The organism is Chitinophaga ginsengisoli (assembly GCF_003014595.1).
Classification (GTDB): domain Bacteria; phylum Bacteroidota; class Bacteroidia; order Chitinophagales; family Chitinophagaceae; genus Chitinophaga; species Chitinophaga ginsengisoli.
Genome location: NZ_PYGK01000020.1, coordinates 19,309 through 35,058, shown reverse-complemented (window position 1 = coordinate 35,058; position 15,750 = coordinate 19,309). Strand labels below are relative to the sequence as shown.

Sequence of the window (15,750 nt, the reverse complement as noted above, 5' to 3'; positions counted from 1 at the left end):
TTTTATCTTTTTTTTAATACAAGCTATATAATATTTTTACCTATTCGTAGTTAGATGTTAAGTATGCGAAATTACGTTAATAAATTAGCTGGTAGCACTCAGTGCTTATGGTACGCGCTCATCCTTATATGCTGTGTCTCCTCCTGTAAGCACAAAAACGTGCCAGATGTGAGCCATATTGCTGTCAACGTACAAATTGACCGTTTTGATCATGCCTTGTTCAAGTTGGATACCAATAATATCCAACCGGGCCTCCAACAGCTGGCAAAAGCATATCCTGCTTTCCTGCCGGCCTATATCGAGCATATCATGAATTTCGGTCCTTATGCAGACACCAGTAAAATGATACTGTTGCAGACCCGTATGCTTGTTGGTAACAGCGATTACCGGGTGTTGCAGGATTCCATCAATGCACATTTCCCTAAGCTGGATGCACTGGAAAAAGACCTGGCGCAGAGTTTTCGTTATATCAAATACTATATTCCTTCCTTCCGCCTTCCGCAGAGAATAGTCACCTTCAGTTCCGTGATCAGTAATTACGGTGCTGTAACTGTTGATTCTGTGCTGGGTATAGGGTTGGATATGTACCTGGGCAAAGATTTCCCGATATATCCCATGCTGCCTGATTACCCTATGTACATGATCCGCAAATTCTCCCCTGAATATCTTACGACCAATTGCATCCAGGTACTGGTGCAACAGAAATACCCGGGTGCAGATGCAGGTGAACAGCTGATCAATCAGCTGGTAAGCGCCGGCAAACAGCAGTACTTCCTGGAGCAGGTATTACCGGAAACCGAAGATAGTATCCGTCTGGGGTATACGAAGGAGCAGATGGAGTGGTGTAATGACAATGAACTAATGATCTGGCAGTATTTCGTGCAACAGAACCTGTTGTATAAATCTGACTGGCAGAGCAATATGCATTTCATGAATGATGGGCCGTCTACGCAGGGTATGCCAGAAGGAGCGCCAGGTAGGATCGGGCCGTTTGTAGGTTGGAGGATTGTGAAGGAGTATATGCAACAGCATCCTGAGGTAACGCTGCAACAGCTGATGGAGAATAAGAATGCGATGCAGATATTTTCGCAGTCGAAGTATAGGCCGAGGTAGGGATATCAGATTAACTGCATTTTTTCCAACACGTAAATGCGTAGCCAGTTAGGGATATCCTGATCATGTATCAACATTCTATCCTTCTCGAATTCTGCAATTAAGCGATAGCTTAAACGGGAATTATCTATCAGGAAAGTACGATACGTATAAGGAATGACTTTTGAAAGCAAGTCCAGGGATCGGGCATATCTTTCTATGATTTTGTCCTCATCGACATTATGACCTCCCTTTCTCACCCTTTCTTTCACTCTATCAATGTTAATTTGAACAGAATCAGTTGCAATAAAATACAAGTAATTTCTATATCCGGCATCCAGTGCCTGTTTAAGAATCTCCAATTTGGATACATGGGACATCACTGTTTCGAATGAGAAGGAATGCCCTGCATGTATTAGCTGCTGTCTTAAAAATTCAGCGATCAATGCAGCTTCATATGCATGCGTATTTTTACCTGTGGTGATTATATTATTCTGAAGCCTGAGGTCAACTTTATATCCATCTTTTTCAGATTTTTCCCTTAAGGAAGATGTAGAAAGGTATTTTTCAAAAACAGCTGAGGGAATATTCAACTGATAATCCCCCATATTTATAAATCCCTTCTCACTACATGCTTTCTGGATGTCATCCGCATTCAAATAAAATCCGGAATAAAAGTTCTTTTTGATATCATAAATGATAGTGCTTTTACCAGAACCATTCGGTCCGGCAAAAATGCGCATCCGTTTAGTAAAATTTGACATGTAAAACAGCGCCTTTCTTAAAACCTGATGTAATCTCCGAAGTAATAATTTCCTCTATTTTTTCAACGTGCCCGTCAGCATATTCTCTAATTACCCATCCATCCTTCTCATATGTGAGAGGTAATTGCAGGGCTCTGTTCTCATTGATCGCATTAATTGCCGCTCTCGCACCAATCTTTTCCAGTATGCTTGTATCTGTGCCATCTTCTATGGCGCTCAGATCTGAAAAACTTCCTCTATTAATCTCCGACCAGTTGTAATCACTTTCGTCGTTTTCTTTAAAAGGAATCTCGTTTGACATATTAACCTATTATATTCTAAAATTAAGCAATTAATACCATACTACCCATTCACCGGCTTCCCACCCAGTACATCCACCACCGTCTCTCCCGGCAATATCCTGAACACGGGAATATTCACCCCATAGCGTTCACACAACTGCCTGATCGCACTATCAATCTGCTCCGCAGCATACCGGGATGAAAAATGCCCTAATATCAATTTCGCGATATTACTCCCACTCACCATTTCTATCACTTCATCCAGCCTGCTATGTTTATTCTTATACGCGTATACTTTGATCTCTTCTTCCCTTTCCAGGAAGGTCGCCTCATGTATCAGTATCTGTGAGTCATTCCACTGAGTCAGGTCTTCTACCGGTGTATCACCGGAATAGCTGAGTATATTCGTGCGGACTTCCATAGTAGTACTTTCTTTCCCATGTTCCAGTCCTATTCTGCGGATCTCATCTCCTGACAGCCCAGCTAACTCTGGTCTGAGTTTACGTTTTGTCTGCATGACTTTGAAGCCCAGGCTTCTGATAATTTCCGGCGGTACAGGTACATGTCCGTTACGCACGGGTATCACTAAGATATCATCCTTCACACGGATCTCATCACCTGGTGATACAGGTTCCCATACCGTGCCTACAGCATAAGGATCAAACTGCTGAAAGAAGGCCTGCATATAAGGGAAAGAGCGGGAGTCCTTCGGATAATGAATAACAGGATATCCTTCCCTGGCGTTCAGCTGGTTGAACTGCAGCAGCCCGGTAAGATGGTCTCTGTCCGCATGCGAGATAAACGCATGATTGACCTTCCTGCTTTTCTGCAGTAAGGTAGACATTACGCCATCTCCAGCATCCAGCAAAAGTCCCAGCTCTTCGATGAAATACCAGGTTGAAAATAAAGCAGTAGAATACCCTGTGATTGTTAGTTTCATTAAATGTTCTTCAAAATCAATAGTAAGGCACGCAATGCAGTACCATCTGTATCTGTCACTGACAATACAAGTTAGCTAATCCATCTTCCCAAACAGCATACCAGCACCCCAAAAGGCGCTTTGTTTCAGCAAATAAAAGGCAAAAAGTAAATCAATTTAGCTTAAAAGGGACAATCATCTGAAATTCGGGGATCTTGACCTCAAACAGCTTTTTGTTGAGCTGGTTTTCCATCTGGTATGTACCGTACATTTTGCCGATCTCTGTACGCAGATTGGAACCTGAGACATATTGATAACTTTCAGATGGAGCAAGTAGTGGCTGAACACCTACTACGCCTTCTCCTTCCACTTCACGGTGAGTACCGTTGGAGTCTATGATATACCAATGACGGCGGAGGAGTTTGATAGGGAAAGTATTGTTATTCTCGATTGTGATACGGTAGGCGAACATAAACTCACTACCAATCGGATTTGAATAGTCCGGTTGATAAAATGTCTCGACACTAATGGTAATTCCGTCTGTTACTTTTTTTACCATAAAACACCTCCGTTTAACGTAAAAATAAGCAAAATATATCCAGTAGTACTAAAAATTATATGATGGGTCAGACTTTAACTTTTCGTTTAGAAGTAGTACTGACGGGCTTCCCGGCACCCCTAACCCACTGATTAAAAGCTATTTAAACTATCTTAACCCGCTCCATAATAGCCGCATCCCGCTCCGCAGCCCTGGCTGCTACCTCAAACCGGTTGGCATAATATCCGACCCTGATACATTCCCAGAAGTATTTCCAGAGGAAAGGTACAAGCCCCAGCTCCCGGTATTGCATGACATGACATATTTCATGTCGGACCCACCAGGTATGCCGCAGAAAGTTTTCCCTGCTGGTGCCATGCAGATGGATCGTCCTCCCTATGACCATTGCAATCTGATGCCCACCCATATAACGTGCTGCCAGGCGTGCCAGAAAGGATCTTTCTTTTATGTAACAGGTTACCGGTTCCATGACGTATGTAAAAATACAATTTAGGAATTAGTATTAAGAATTAAGAAGTTATGCACTAATAATTCTTAATACTAATTCCTAATTATCACAGCGAAAATCTCCTGGAGATATTGAATCCCCACCTAAACTGCCCCTGTAACCAGGAAGTAGTAGTTTCAGGTATGAACTGGTTTTCCAGAATAGCGGTTGAATTGGTAAAGTTCAGGTGGAATACGTGCCCTCCGGTTTCAATTTCCAGGCCTACTGCCAATGGGTTGTACAGCTTCCGCCCCTGCAGTTTAAAATAATCCTTGCTTTCCTGGCCGCGGAAGGGGTAGAAATACTCTACCAGCAGTCCCACACGTTTAGAAAACTTGAGCCGCCCGCCTGCGCCCAGTGCGAAAATGTCATTCTCATCCAGATATCCTACCCTGTTGCGGTGCACCAGTGTTGGTAATAAGGTCAGGGAAAGACTACGGTTGAATTTCCGTGCAATGATCACCTGACCGGTATAAGAAAGGCGGTCACTGAATTTGCCAAAGTAGCTCGCATCAGAAACAGTTTCACTGGATGTCATGCCACTCACCACTGAATTACCAAACAGGGTGATGGTCAAAGGCATATGATCATCTGTAGTCTGTTGCAACAGTTTGTATTTTGCCAGCCCTTCATACAGCTGGGTAAGGCTGCCCGAACCTTTGGTACGGCCAATACCTACCATCAGACGGTCGGTAATACCATACTCAAATGCAATACGGACATCGGCAGAGTTGTCCATTCCGAAGAAGGTCTTGGTACCACCAAATTCGCCTCCCAGATCACCGAAATGGTGCGCTACCCTGAAGTCGAGTTCACGTTTTTTCAGTGTTTCAGGAGAATGTCCCTGTATAATACGGGTGGATTTATAAGTAGCGATCACCGGCTCATGCGTCTTCACTTCGTCTTTTGCCACCAGGGCTTCCAGGCTTTCCTGGGCAAAGGTATTCAGTCCCAGGCAACAGCCCAGGAACAGCAGAGAAATATGTTTCATAGGTTCTGACAGATTAAAGGATTTTAGGTTGCAGCAGTATAAGCAGCTTTCACAGTTACTTCCACTACTTCCGCGATGTTCTTGATAACCAGGGTAGGTATTTTAACGTGATGGTCGGCCAGCTTCACATTGAATTTGGCATTAGCCGAGGGTTTCCCGTCTTTGACTGTAATAGTCGCCTTTTCATGGTAGGCCTTATCTACCCCATGAAGCGACAGCGTACCATCTACCATCACCTCGTAGGTGCCATCTTTATGCAGATCAGGAGGTGATACCAGTTTGCCTTTAAAAACAGCATGGGGGTATTTATCACTCTCCATGTAGTTCTCATTGAAATGCTCTTCCATGAGCTGCTTCTTAAACTTGAATGTGTTGACAGCCACTTTAAAATAGACGTCGCCCGTTCTCAGGTTGATAGCAGAGACACCTTTGTCTGAAATAGCGTCAATATCTTCTACGGGCGTGGCTGAAAAAAAAGATAGTGCAGTGTTCCGGCAGGTAAATACATCCTGGGCAAAACCGGCGTGGGCAAGGAACAATCCTGCAAGCAAGGTAATGATCTGTTTCATTGTAGACTGTTTTTGTTAATGGGTCATCAATCTGGCATACCATGGGAGAGCCAGCAATTAATAGAGTCACGTGTTCCCTCGCTTAGCTTCCCACGGGGAGGCATATCGGCATTAGCGCTTGTAACCCGCTCACGGAATATTGATTCATTCGCCTTGAGATAGGTTTTCAATTTCTCCAGTGTAGAGAAATCCGATACAACAAAATTTCCCGTCCCCTTATGACAGGCGCCATTCGTGCATCTGCTGGAAATGGTCGTCATAATGTAGGAGGATGTGATCACTGCCGTATCACAGGCAGTGGGTTCAATACCTGGATTTGGCGCGGGAGCCTGTTCGGCTGTACAACTGTACACAAGCAGCATAAGCACTAACGGAAACAGTGCGGGTTTCATAGGTTTTTTCATTTCACTTTGAGTTTAAGGCGGGCAGGCCCGGGTCTTTTATGGTTATTGCGTTATAACGCGTAATGCAAAAATATATTATATAATTGACAGTGCATGTCAGTCAGACAACTCATCTTTATAATTTTCGAAAATCTCAAAACTGCAGTTTATCACCAACTATGGTGATGCCTATGGACTATCAACTGAATTTTAATACATTTGTTTCTATGAACATTGATCAGCTTTACGATATTTACAAACAATACCCATCTATACAGACAGATACCAGGCAGCTCAAGGCAGGCGATATATTCTTTGCATTGAAAGGTCCTAATTTCAATGGGAACACTTATGCTGCCGCCGCACTTGAAAAAGGAGCTGCCTTTGCCGTAATAGATGAGGAAGCTTATTTCACCCAGCCGGAAAAAATGATGCTGACATCGGATGTGCTGGAAACATTGCAGCAGCTGGCCTTGCGCCACAGGCAGAGCTTCGATATTCCTTTCCTGGCCATCACTGGTACTAACGGTAAAACAACTACGAAAGAACTGGTCAGTACGGTATTGTCGTCTGCATTGAAAACCACTGCCACCATCGGTAATCTGAACAATCACATAGGCGTACCGTTAACCATACTCCGCATACCATCTGATGCAGCCATTGCTGTTATTGAAATGGGGGCTAATCATGAACACGAGATCGAAAGTTATTGTAAGATAGCCAGGCCAACACATGGTATTATTACCAACATCGGAAAGGCGCACCTGGAAGGTTTTGGCAGTGAAGAAGGTGTGCGCAGGGCGAAAGGGGAGCTGTATGATTTTCTGCGTCAGCATAACGGGACAGTGTTTGTCTGCAATGAATACCCGTATCTCATGGAGATGAGCAAAGGTATTCCGACTGTTATTACTTACGGGCAGAAATCGGCTGATTATATAGGCCAGCCATTGGCAGACAGTGCGTTATTGAGCGTAAAAGTTACCAGTCATGAAGGCATCGGACAGATCGATAGTCAGCTGGTAGGTGCGTACAATTTCCCAAATGTGATGGCCGCTGTGGCAGTTGGACTGCACTTCGGTATACCTGCCGAAAAGATCCAATCAGCTATTGCTACATATACCCCTTCCAACAACCGTTCGCAGGTGATCAAACAGGGCAGCAACACCATCATCATGGATGCCTACAATGCGAACCCTTCAAGCATGAAAGCAGCAATTGAAAACTTTGCCGGTATTACTGCTGAGAAGAAAGTATTGTTGCTGGGTGGCATGATGGAACTGGGCCCGGATAGTGTAAAAGAACATCAGGCACTCGTTGATCTGCTGCAGCGTACACACTGGCATGCAGTTGTACTGGTAGGTGGTGATTTCATTAAAACAAATCATCCGTATATATTCCTTGAGAATGCGGCAGCGGCGGCTTCCTGGCTGCAGCAACAACAGTTTACAGATACGTATCTGCTGATTAAAGGTTCCAGAAGCATGGGTATGGAAAAGGTCATTCTATAAAAAAAAGAGACCTGCAAGCTGGAAAGCCCGCAGGTGTTCATAACCTATGCCAACTTTAGAGTATTATATAAAGAGTTAATTATTTACGTTATATATGTAAAAATGTAATTGCTGGAATTTGAATTAAGTGATGAATTAGTTTTTATAAGGCATATGAGACCATTAGCTGCAATTTGTTTCTTATGAGGCATAACTACTATGAGGTTACGGGCATTTGTTCAGGGTTAAGTGTTGAGTTAATAAGATAACGTAGATTATATCATATTCGCTACTAATACACCTATGAACACTTCCCCGCTCCCAAGAACAACAATTTGTGCATCTGATTGTTTAAATCCTTAAATTTTTTCTGATTGAATGTTTTTCTTTTAACGTGTCTGCTACATGTGTCTGGATATATCTACGAACATTTTAATTTCCTGGATTTCATTATTTAAAAAATTTCTCAAATTTCCTGGCAAAGCTCGATCAGTACGCTATTTGTGTCTTTTGGATGCAGGAAACAGACTAACTTATTATCTGCACCTTGTTTAGGCACAGTCTGCAATAAAGTAAACCCTTCCCCTTTCAACCTTTCCATCTCCGCATAAATATCTGCTACCTCAAAAGCGATATGATGTATACCCTCCCCCTTTTTGTCCACAAATTTTGCAATTGTACTGCCGGGATTGGTTGCCTCCAGGAGTTCTATTTTTGTTTCTCCCTGACGGAAAAAAGCTGTTTGTACAGCTTCGCTTTCCACCGTTTCCTTTTTGTAGCAATCACTGTTCAGCAGCCGCTGAAACAACGGGATTGAGGTCTCTAATGACCTGACGGCTATTCCTATGTGTTCGACTTTCAGCATGCGGCAATTTAACATTTTAATGCAGAAATAGGCGTTCTCTATATACGCATCAGTTCTTACAATGATCGTGGGAGGCAAGAAACGTAATTAAGCATTAAATTTGTAGTAGAGGAATCAATACAGACAAATTAAAGACCGACAGATATGCTTAAGTTGCCAATTTACCTGGATAACAATGCCACCACCCCCTGCGACCCACGGGTAGTTGAGGCGATGCTTCCTTATTTTTCGGAAACATTCGGTAATGCATCCAGCCGTAATCACTCTTTTGGGTGGGCAGCAGAAGCAGCAGTCGATCTCGCCCGTGAACAGGTAGCGGCACTGATAGGTGCAGATCCAAAAGAGATCATCTTCACTTCCGGCGCTACTGAGGCAGACAACCTGGCCCTGAAAGGGGTATTTGAAATGTATGCCGACAAGGGAAACCACATCATTACCACTGAAATAGAACACAAAGCCGTATTGGACGCCTGTAAACACCTGGAAAAACTGGGTGCAGAGATTACCTACCTGAAGGTGAACAATGAGGGACTTCCTGATCTGAAAGAGCTGGAAGCTGCTATTACAGCCAAAACGATCCTGGTTGCTGTAATGTATGCCAATAATGAGATAGGAGTGATCAACCCTATCAAGGAGATCAGCGCTATTGCCAAAAAACATGGTGTACTGATGATGAGCGATATTTCCCAGGCAGCCGGTAAGGTTCCTGTGGATGTGAACCGCGATGGCATTGACCTGGCGGCTTTCAGCGCTCATAAACTTTACGGTCCCAAAGGAGTAGGCGCCCTGTACGTACGCCGCAAATCCCCCCGGGTAAAAGTAACCGCCCAGATGGATGGCGGCGGACATGAAAGGGGAATGCGTTCGGGCACACTGAACGTTCCCGGTATCGTGGCCTTCGGAAAGGCCTGTGAACTATGCCAGCAGGAAATGGGAGCAGAAAGCAAAAGGCTGGCAGCGCTGCGTGATAAACTGGAGAACGCATTGCTGCAACTGGAGCAAACCTTCGTTAACGGATCAAAAACCAACCGTTTACCGCATGCCACCAACATTTCCTTCCGCTATGTGGAAGGAGAAGCCCTGATGATGGGTTTCAATAAGAATCTTGCGCTATCATCCGGTTCTGCCTGTACCTCAGCCTCACCGGAGCCCAGTTACGTACTGAAAGGCCTTGGTCTTGGAGATGACCTGGCACATTCCTCTATCCGATTTGGACTGGGACGCTTCACTACGGAAGAAGAAATTGATTATGCCATCCAAACCGTTACTGAAACGGTGAATAAATTGAGAGAAATAAGTCCGCTGTGGGAAATGTTTAAAGAAGGTGCGGACATGAACACTATAGAGTGGTCCCGTCTTTGAGGACAATGAAACATTGGGGACAATTACTGACAGCTTTATACTTATGCTTATGGCTTACGCTGAAAGAGTTCTTGATTATTACAACAGCCCCAGGAATGTGGGAGCGCTGGATAAAACCAGTGAACGGGTAGGAACAGGGTTGATACACGTGCCGGAGTATATCGAAGTGATAAGAATACAGATTGAAGTGAGCCCGGCCAGACATGTTATTACGGATGCCTGCTTTAAAACCTTCGGATGCGGTGCTGCCATTGCGGCCACCTCCATTACAACCGAATGGCTGAAGGGCAAGTCTATCGAAGAAGCCGCCCAACTCGATCATATGGACATCGTGGAAGCACTTAACCTTCCTCCTGCTAAAATTCATTGCACCATTCTCATTGAAGATGCCGTAAAAGCCGCCATCAATGACTACCGTCACAAAAATGGAATGGAACTGCTGAAAGAGGAGACGGAAGAAGAGGAAGAAGAGGCTGAGCGCGACTACGAACTGGAAGAAGAACATAATTAAAATATAATTAAGTGATCAATTAAGCGTTAAGAGTTGAATGACTGCACGGTATTCAATTTCTAATTCCTAATTGATCATTTTTAATTATATATATTTGTGCTTTCAGTATCACTATGCTAGCAATCTTTAAAAAGGAAATACATCAGTTTTTCAGCAGCATTACCGGATATGTGGCCATCGTCCTGTTCTTACTGGCCAACGGCCTGTTGCTGTTCGTTTTTCCCGATACCAGCCTGCTGGACTACGGATATGCCAATCTTGATCCGCTCTTTGAACTGGCTCCCCTGATCTATCTGCTGCTGATTCCCGCTATTACGATGCGCAGTTTCGCAGATGAGTTCAAAACCGGTACTATGGAGCTACTAAGCACCAAACCTTTAGGCTGGTGGCAGATCGTTACCGGAAAGTTCCTTGCCGGCCTGCTGATAGTACTGATCTCTCTCATTCCAACCCTTGTTTACTATATTGCTGTCAGGCAGCTGAGTGCCGATCCGGCACATCTTGACAACGGTGGCATGGCCGGCTCCTATACCGGTTTATTCCTGCTGGGAGCAGTATTTACCGCTATTGGTGTCTGGTCTTCTTCCCTGACCACCAATTCCGTTGTAGCTTTCCTTATCGCTATTTTTACCTGTTACATATTTTACAATGGCTTTGACGCGTTAAGCAAAGTGCCTGCCTTTACCGGCGGCGCTGACTATTATCTGCAAATGGCTGGCATCAAGTTCCACTATACCTCTATCAGCCGTGGCGTGATAGACAGCCGGGACATTGTATACTTCCTGAGCGTGATCGGTCTGATGCTTTACCTGACAAGATTATCATTACAACGCAGGATCTGGGATTAATCTAAAACACTCATTTTGTGGCTATCAACAGAAGGAAAAAATACTTGCAGAGGGCTATTGTCGTAGTGGGTGTACTTGTGGGGGTCAATATACTGGCAGCTTATTTTCATACCCGCTGGGACCTTACAGCGGAAAAAAGATATACACTGACTACCGGTACTAAAAACATGCTTCGTGGGCTGGATAGTACTGTTACTATAGAGATCTTTCTGAAAGGCGATTATCCCGCCAGTTTCCGTCAGCTGGCGCAGTCCAGCCAGGAGCTGCTGGAAGAATTCCGGGAATATGCCGGTCAGCGCGTACAATTCTCCTTTCAAAGCCCCGGTCAGGGCTTACCCGATTCCGCCCGCCTGGCCTTTCAGCAATCGCTCGTAGAGAAGGGTATCGTTCCCTTTAATATGCAGGTACAGGAAGACGCCAACCAGGGATATTCTGAAAAGCTGATCTTCCCCGGTGCCCTGTTGCACTATGGCTCAAAAACCGTTGGTATCAACCTGCTGAAAAACCAGGGAGGACTCAATCCGGAAGCTACCATGAACAGCTCAGAGTCCCTGCTGGAATACCAGTTCGCCAATGCCATCTATCAACTACAGCAAAAACAACCGCCATTAGTAGGCTATATGCTGGGCAACGGAGAACTGCTGGGTGCTGAAGTATACGATGCACTCACTACCATGCAAAGCAGCTACCTGCTGGATACCATTACGCTGCAATATATTTCCCACATCCCGCGGGAGTTTAACGCCATCGTATTTGCGAAACCAGAGAAGAAGTTTACCGATGAGGATAAACTGAAGATAGATCAGTACGTGATGAATGGCGGTAAAGTGCTTTGGTTCATTGACGAGCTGAATGCTTCCATAGATAGCCTGCAAAAGCAGGAAAGCTTTATCGCATTTGACAAAGGACTAAACCTGGAAGATATATTGTTCCGCTATGGCGTACGTATTAACCAGGACCTGGTGCAGGACATGCAGTGTGATTTTGTTCCACAGGTAGTAGACCGCACCGGCCAGATGCAGCCCCTGGGATTCCCGTATTTCCCATTGCTGACACCTAGCGGCGCCCATCCCATCGTAAAAAATCTGGACCTGGTATTGAGCCATTTCGCCAGTTCAATAGATACCGTTAAAGGAGGTAATATTAAGAAAACAGTGCTGCTGACTACTTCTACCAACAGTCGCAGCGTCAGTGCACCAATAGAGATCAGCTGGAACAGCCTGCGCGTAAGACCCAACCGCCGCGAGTTTACCAAACAGCACCTGCCCGTGGCTGTATTGCTGGAGGGACAGTTTACCTCTCTGTTCCGCAATCGCCTGGACGAGAATACGCACCAGGCCATACAACGGGCCTCTGGTCAGCCTTTCAAGAACAACAGCGACACCGTCAATAAAATGATCGTGGCCAGTGATGCAGATCTCATCACCAATTCTTTTTCTCAGAAAAGTGGTCCCCTCCAAATGGGCGTGAACCTCTACGATCAATCCATGGTATATGCCAACCGTGAATTCCTCCTTAATTCCCTTGGATACCTCACCCATAATACCGGTATCATGGATGCCCGTAATAAGGAATTAACATTAAGGCTGCTGAATCCGGAAAAAGTCAAACAGGAGAAAAGCAAATGGCAGGCTATTTGTTTCATCGTCCCCATCGGGCTGGTACTGTTGTTCGCCGCCATTTTCCAGTTTATCAGACAAAGAAAATTTGAAGTATAACCGACAGCAACAGCCGATGGTTTTGTTATCAGGTATATGCTAAAACAAAATGCCGACCGTGCTTTAATTGTTTGTAAATAATTGATTTACAAACAATAGATCGGCAATTACCGGCGTTGAAGGAGGATGACAATACCTTGTAACGATCACGGCTTCAGACTATTGGTGATAGTCGACAGATGTTCTTTTAACGGGCACAACTATGGATTCGGGACAATGACTATGGACTATTCCCCATATATTTGCCCAGCGATAAATTTAAAAGCGGCTACTTGAACCCCTGAAACGAAAGAGTCAACTTTTAAAAATTTAATACCCGGCCTGCCGGGAACTATTAAGGGAAGTCGTGAAATGCAAAAGACGCTTTTCACATCAAAAATTAACCACACGTGTACAACGCAGAAAGTATCAGCAAAGTGCTGAAAGGTGAACTATTGCAGCAGACGGGTAACCCGGAGATTGAACACATTTTGCTGGACAGTCGGAAACTCAGCTTTCCTGAAACATCTCTTTTTATACCATTGGTCAGCAGCAGACGTAATGCGCATCAATATATACAGGAGCTATACGACAAAGGAGTTTCCAATTTCATTGTAAGTGAACCTTTGCCTTCCGGCAAGTATCCTAAAGCCAACATTATTCTTGTAAAAGACACCATGCATGCATTGCATACACTGGTGGCCTATCATCGTCAACAGTTCCATATTCCGGTGATTGGTGTTACCGGTAGTAACGGTAAAACCATCGTAAAAGAATGGCTATACCAACTGCTGGAAAAAGATTACAATATCGTTCGCAGCCCTAAAAGCTACAACTCACAGATCGGCGTTCCTTTGTCTGTATGGCAGATGAAACCCGAGCACCAACTGGCTATTTTCGAGGCCGGTATTTCCCAGCCGGGAGAGATGGAACACCTGGAAAAGATCATCCGTCCTACCATTGGCATCTTCACCAATATCGGTGAAGCCCACAATGAAGGATTTCTGAATATCAGGCAAAAGATCAACGAGAAGCTGGTATTATTCTCCAAAAGTGAACTGCTGATCTATTGCAAAGATTATCTCGCACTCAATGAGTGTGTGCTCAACTTTCATAACCTGGTGGGTAAGAAAGACAGCCATGAGGGAGGCTTACAGCTCTTCTCCTGGTCGCGCAAAACAGAGGCGGACCTGCGCATTACCAGCGTAAATAAAAGCGAAAATCGTTCCCACATAGAGGCGCTCTATCAGAATGAGTCACTACACATCAGCATTCCCTTCGTGGATGAGGGCTCTGTAGAGAATGCCATTCATTGCTGGGCACTGATGATGCACCTGGGCATGAGCCAGGAGGTGATTCAGCAGCGGATGGATCAGTTGGGTAATATTGCTATGCGCCTGGAATTAAAACAGGGTATCAACAACTGCTCCGTCATCAATGACAGCTATAACTCTGATCTCGGCTCACTGGCTATCGCACTGGAGTTCCTGCAGCAACAGCAGCAACATCCTACCCGTACCGTCATCCTCAGCGATATACTGCAGAGCGGTAAAAGCGATGCATCCCTTTATGAGGAAGTGGCCAGTCTGTTGCAGCAGAAGGGTATCAATAAAGTGATCGGTATTGGTAAAAATATCTGCAGAGAGAAAAAAAGTTTTCAGCAGATCCCCGGCCTGAAAAGCAGTTTTTTTCTGACAACAGAAGAATTTATCCAGCAGTTCAACCAGCAGGATTTCCAGCATGAAACCATCTTGTTGAAAGGCGCCCGCGTATTTGAATTTGAAAGAATTGGCAAGCTGCTTGAGCAGAAGGTGCATCAAACCATCCTGGAAATTAATTTAAGTGCAGTAGCGCACAATGTAAAACAATATCAATCCCGCCTGAAACCCAGTACCAAACTGATGGCGATGGTGAAAGCATTCTCTTATGGCAGCGGAAGTTTTGAGATTGCAAACCTATTGCAGTTTCATGGCGTAGATTACCTCGCCGTTGCTTATGCTGACGAAGGTGTTGAATTAAGAAGGACCGGTATTACCATGCCGATCATGGTAATGAACCCTGAACCCGCCTCATTCGACGCTATCCTTCAATGGAATCTGGAACCCGAAATATATTCCCTCCATCTGTTAAAACAGTTTGAAGAAGAAGTTCAGCTGGCTGGTAAAAATGGTTTTCCTGTACATATTAAGCTGGACACAGGCATGCACAGGCTCGGTTTTGAGAAGAAAGACGTTCCTGAACTGGGACGATTATTGAATGACAATCTATACCTCAGGGTAAGTTCCGTATTCAGTCATCTGGCAGCCAGTGAAGATCCGGCAATGGATGAATTCACAAAACAACAGGGCCGCTTATTCTTTGAAATGAGTCATGAGCTGCAAAAAGCCCTCGGTTATGCCGTCATCAGGCATATATCCAACAGTGCTGCCATAGAAAGGCATCCTGATCTGCAGCTGGATATGGTGAGACTGGGCATCGGGATGTACGGCATTGACAGTGCAACCTCCATCCAGGAACAGCTGCGGCCTGTCAGTACATTGAAAACGACGGTGGCGCAGGTAAAACACCTGGTAGCGGGAGATTCAGTAGGATATGGTGCTAAATGGGTGGCTAAAGGCCCTTCGGTGACCGCTACTGTGCGCATAGGGTATGCAGATGGCTATCCCCGCCGCCTGAGCAATGGCAAGGGGAAAATGCTGGTACGCGGACAACTGGCCCCGGTGGCGGGCGTTGTAGCCATGGACATGCTGATGCTGGATGTTACCCACATTCCCGACGTAACGGAAGGTGATGAAGTGATTGTTTTCGGCAGCGATTTGCCGGTTCAGCAGGTAGCAACATGGGCAGATACCATTCCTTACGAAATATTAACAGGAATTTCGCAGCGAGTGAAGCGTGTATATTTCGAGGAATGACCGGAAATTCCGATTTTGCA

Annotated in this window: 16 protein-coding genes; 7 read left to right on the top strand and 9 right to left on the bottom strand. The window is 45.0% G+C overall.

Features of this window, described 5'->3' with window-relative positions:
- Positions 1-63 precede the first annotated feature (63 nt).
- A complete protein-coding gene (gldB, locus tag CLV42_RS30405; protein ID WP_449384889.1) occupies positions 64-1,113 on the top strand; it encodes a gliding motility lipoprotein GldB in 1,050 nt (349 codons plus the stop codon).
- 5 nt (positions 1,114-1,118) lie between these two features.
- On the opposite strand, the gene CLV42_RS30400 is transcribed toward gldB, so the two are convergent.
- The 8 genes from CLV42_RS30400 to CLV42_RS30365 all read right to left on the bottom strand — a co-directional run bounded on the left by CLV42_RS30400 (position 1,119) and on the right by CLV42_RS30365 (position 6,066).
- Positions 1,119-1,835, bottom strand: coding sequence for a zeta toxin family protein (locus CLV42_RS30400; RefSeq protein ID WP_211303560.1), 717 nt, complete (start codon positions 1,833-1,835; stop codon positions 1,119-1,121).
- Positions 1,836-1,839: 4 nt separating this feature from the next.
- A complete protein-coding gene (locus tag CLV42_RS30395) occupies positions 1,840-2,157 on the bottom strand; it encodes a hypothetical protein (RefSeq protein ID WP_106605714.1) in 318 nt (105 codons plus the stop codon).
- Between the two features lie 41 nt (positions 2,158-2,198).
- Positions 2,199-3,077, bottom strand: coding sequence for an MBL fold metallo-hydrolase (locus tag CLV42_RS30390; RefSeq protein WP_106605713.1), 879 nt, complete (start codon positions 3,075-3,077; stop codon positions 2,199-2,201).
- Positions 3,078-3,228: 151 nt separating this feature from the next.
- Entirely contained in the window at positions 3,229-3,615 is a 387-nt protein-coding gene (gene apaG, locus CLV42_RS30385; RefSeq protein WP_089828842.1) for a Co2+/Mg2+ efflux protein ApaG, read from the bottom strand.
- A gap of 142 nt (positions 3,616-3,757) precedes the next feature.
- A complete protein-coding gene (locus CLV42_RS30380; protein ID WP_106605712.1) occupies positions 3,758-4,084 on the bottom strand; it encodes a DUF4157 domain-containing protein in 327 nt (108 codons plus the stop codon).
- An 85-nt stretch (positions 4,085-4,169) separates the two neighbouring features.
- Positions 4,170-5,093, bottom strand: coding sequence for a DUF5777 family beta-barrel protein (locus CLV42_RS30375; protein WP_106605711.1), 924 nt, complete (start codon positions 5,091-5,093; stop codon positions 4,170-4,172).
- 23 nt (positions 5,094-5,116) lie between these two features.
- Positions 5,117-5,662: a YceI family protein gene (locus tag CLV42_RS30370; protein ID WP_106605710.1), complete on the bottom strand. Its 546-nt coding sequence runs from the start codon at positions 5,660-5,662 to the stop codon at positions 5,117-5,119.
- Positions 5,663-5,688: 26 nt separating this feature from the next.
- Entirely contained in the window at positions 5,689-6,066 is a 378-nt protein-coding gene (locus tag CLV42_RS30365) for a hypothetical protein (RefSeq protein ID WP_106605709.1), read from the bottom strand.
- 206 nt (positions 6,067-6,272) lie between these two features.
- Here CLV42_RS30365 and CLV42_RS30360 point away from each other — a divergent pair, with 206 nt between their 5' ends.
- Positions 6,273-7,553 carry a UDP-N-acetylmuramoyl-tripeptide--D-alanyl-D-alanine ligase gene (locus CLV42_RS30360; protein WP_245901771.1) on the top strand — a complete coding sequence of 427 codons (1,281 nt, stop codon included), beginning with the start codon at positions 6,273-6,275 and terminating at the stop codon, positions 7,551-7,553.
- A 445-nt stretch (positions 7,554-7,998) separates the two neighbouring features.
- On the opposite strand, the gene mce is transcribed toward CLV42_RS30360, so the two are convergent.
- A complete protein-coding gene (gene mce / locus CLV42_RS30355) occupies positions 7,999-8,397 on the bottom strand; it encodes a methylmalonyl-CoA epimerase (protein WP_106605708.1) in 399 nt (132 codons plus the stop codon).
- A 144-nt stretch (positions 8,398-8,541) separates the two neighbouring features.
- Here mce and CLV42_RS30350 point away from each other — a divergent pair, with 144 nt between their 5' ends.
- The 5 genes from CLV42_RS30350 to CLV42_RS30330 all read left to right on the top strand — a co-directional run bounded on the left by CLV42_RS30350 (position 8,542) and on the right by CLV42_RS30330 (position 15,730).
- A complete protein-coding gene (locus tag CLV42_RS30350) occupies positions 8,542-9,759 on the top strand; it encodes an IscS subfamily cysteine desulfurase (protein WP_106605707.1) in 1,218 nt (405 codons plus the stop codon).
- Positions 9,760-9,808: 49 nt separating this feature from the next.
- Positions 9,809-10,270: an iron-sulfur cluster assembly scaffold protein gene (locus CLV42_RS30345; RefSeq protein ID WP_106605706.1), complete on the top strand. Its 462-nt coding sequence runs from the start codon at positions 9,809-9,811 to the stop codon at positions 10,268-10,270.
- A 113-nt stretch (positions 10,271-10,383) separates the two neighbouring features.
- A complete protein-coding gene (gene gldF / locus CLV42_RS30340; protein WP_106605705.1) occupies positions 10,384-11,118 on the top strand; it encodes a gliding motility-associated ABC transporter permease subunit GldF in 735 nt (244 codons plus the stop codon).
- A 17-nt stretch (positions 11,119-11,135) separates the two neighbouring features.
- Complete coding sequence (gene gldG / locus CLV42_RS30335) at positions 11,136-12,836, top strand: gliding motility-associated ABC transporter substrate-binding protein GldG (RefSeq protein WP_106605704.1); 1,701 nt, start codon at positions 11,136-11,138, stop codon at positions 12,834-12,836.
- A gap of 389 nt (positions 12,837-13,225) precedes the next feature.
- Positions 13,226-15,730 (top strand): bifunctional UDP-N-acetylmuramoyl-tripeptide:D-alanyl-D-alanine ligase/alanine racemase, encoded by a 2,505-nt coding sequence (locus CLV42_RS30330; protein WP_106605703.1) that lies wholly within the window; start codon positions 13,226-13,228, stop codon positions 15,728-15,730.
- The last annotated feature ends 20 nt before the right edge of the window (positions 15,731-15,750 follow it).

What these genes read in the sequence shown, in the direction of transcription:
- gldB (WP_449384889.1), top strand. Translation starts at nt 64, where the DNA reads ATGCGAAATTACGTTAATAAATTAGCTGGTAGCACTCAGTGCTTATGG.
- CLV42_RS30400 (WP_211303560.1), bottom strand. Translation starts at nt 1,835, where the DNA reads ATGCGCATTTTTGCCGGACCGAATGGTTCTGGTAAAAGCACTATCATT.
- CLV42_RS30395 (WP_106605714.1), bottom strand. Translation starts at nt 2,157, where the DNA reads ATGTCAAACGAGATTCCTTTTAAAGAAAACGACGAAAGTGATTACAAC.
- CLV42_RS30390 (WP_106605713.1), bottom strand. Translation starts at nt 3,077, where the DNA reads ATGAAACTAACAATCACAGGGTATTCTACTGCTTTATTTTCAACCTGG.
- apaG (WP_089828842.1), bottom strand. Translation starts at nt 3,615, where the DNA reads ATGGTAAAAAAAGTAACAGACGGAATTACCATTAGTGTCGAGACATTT.
- CLV42_RS30380 (WP_106605712.1), bottom strand. Translation starts at nt 4,084, where the DNA reads ATGGAACCGGTAACCTGTTACATAAAAGAAAGATCCTTTCTGGCACGC.
- CLV42_RS30375 (WP_106605711.1), bottom strand. Translation starts at nt 5,093, where the DNA reads ATGAAACATATTTCTCTGCTGTTCCTGGGCTGTTGCCTGGGACTGAAT.
- CLV42_RS30370 (WP_106605710.1), bottom strand. Translation starts at nt 5,662, where the DNA reads ATGAAACAGATCATTACCTTGCTTGCAGGATTGTTCCTTGCCCACGCC.
- CLV42_RS30365 (WP_106605709.1), bottom strand. Translation starts at nt 6,066, where the DNA reads ATGAAAAAACCTATGAAACCCGCACTGTTTCCGTTAGTGCTTATGCTG.
- CLV42_RS30360 (WP_245901771.1), top strand. Translation starts at nt 6,273, where the DNA reads ATGAACATTGATCAGCTTTACGATATTTACAAACAATACCCATCTATA.
- mce (WP_106605708.1), bottom strand. Translation starts at nt 8,397, where the DNA reads ATGCTGAAAGTCGAACACATAGGAATAGCCGTCAGGTCATTAGAGACC.
- CLV42_RS30350 (WP_106605707.1), top strand. Translation starts at nt 8,542, where the DNA reads ATGCTTAAGTTGCCAATTTACCTGGATAACAATGCCACCACCCCCTGC.
- CLV42_RS30345 (WP_106605706.1), top strand. Translation starts at nt 9,809, where the DNA reads ATGGCTTACGCTGAAAGAGTTCTTGATTATTACAACAGCCCCAGGAAT.
- gldF (WP_106605705.1), top strand. Translation starts at nt 10,384, where the DNA reads ATGCTAGCAATCTTTAAAAAGGAAATACATCAGTTTTTCAGCAGCATT.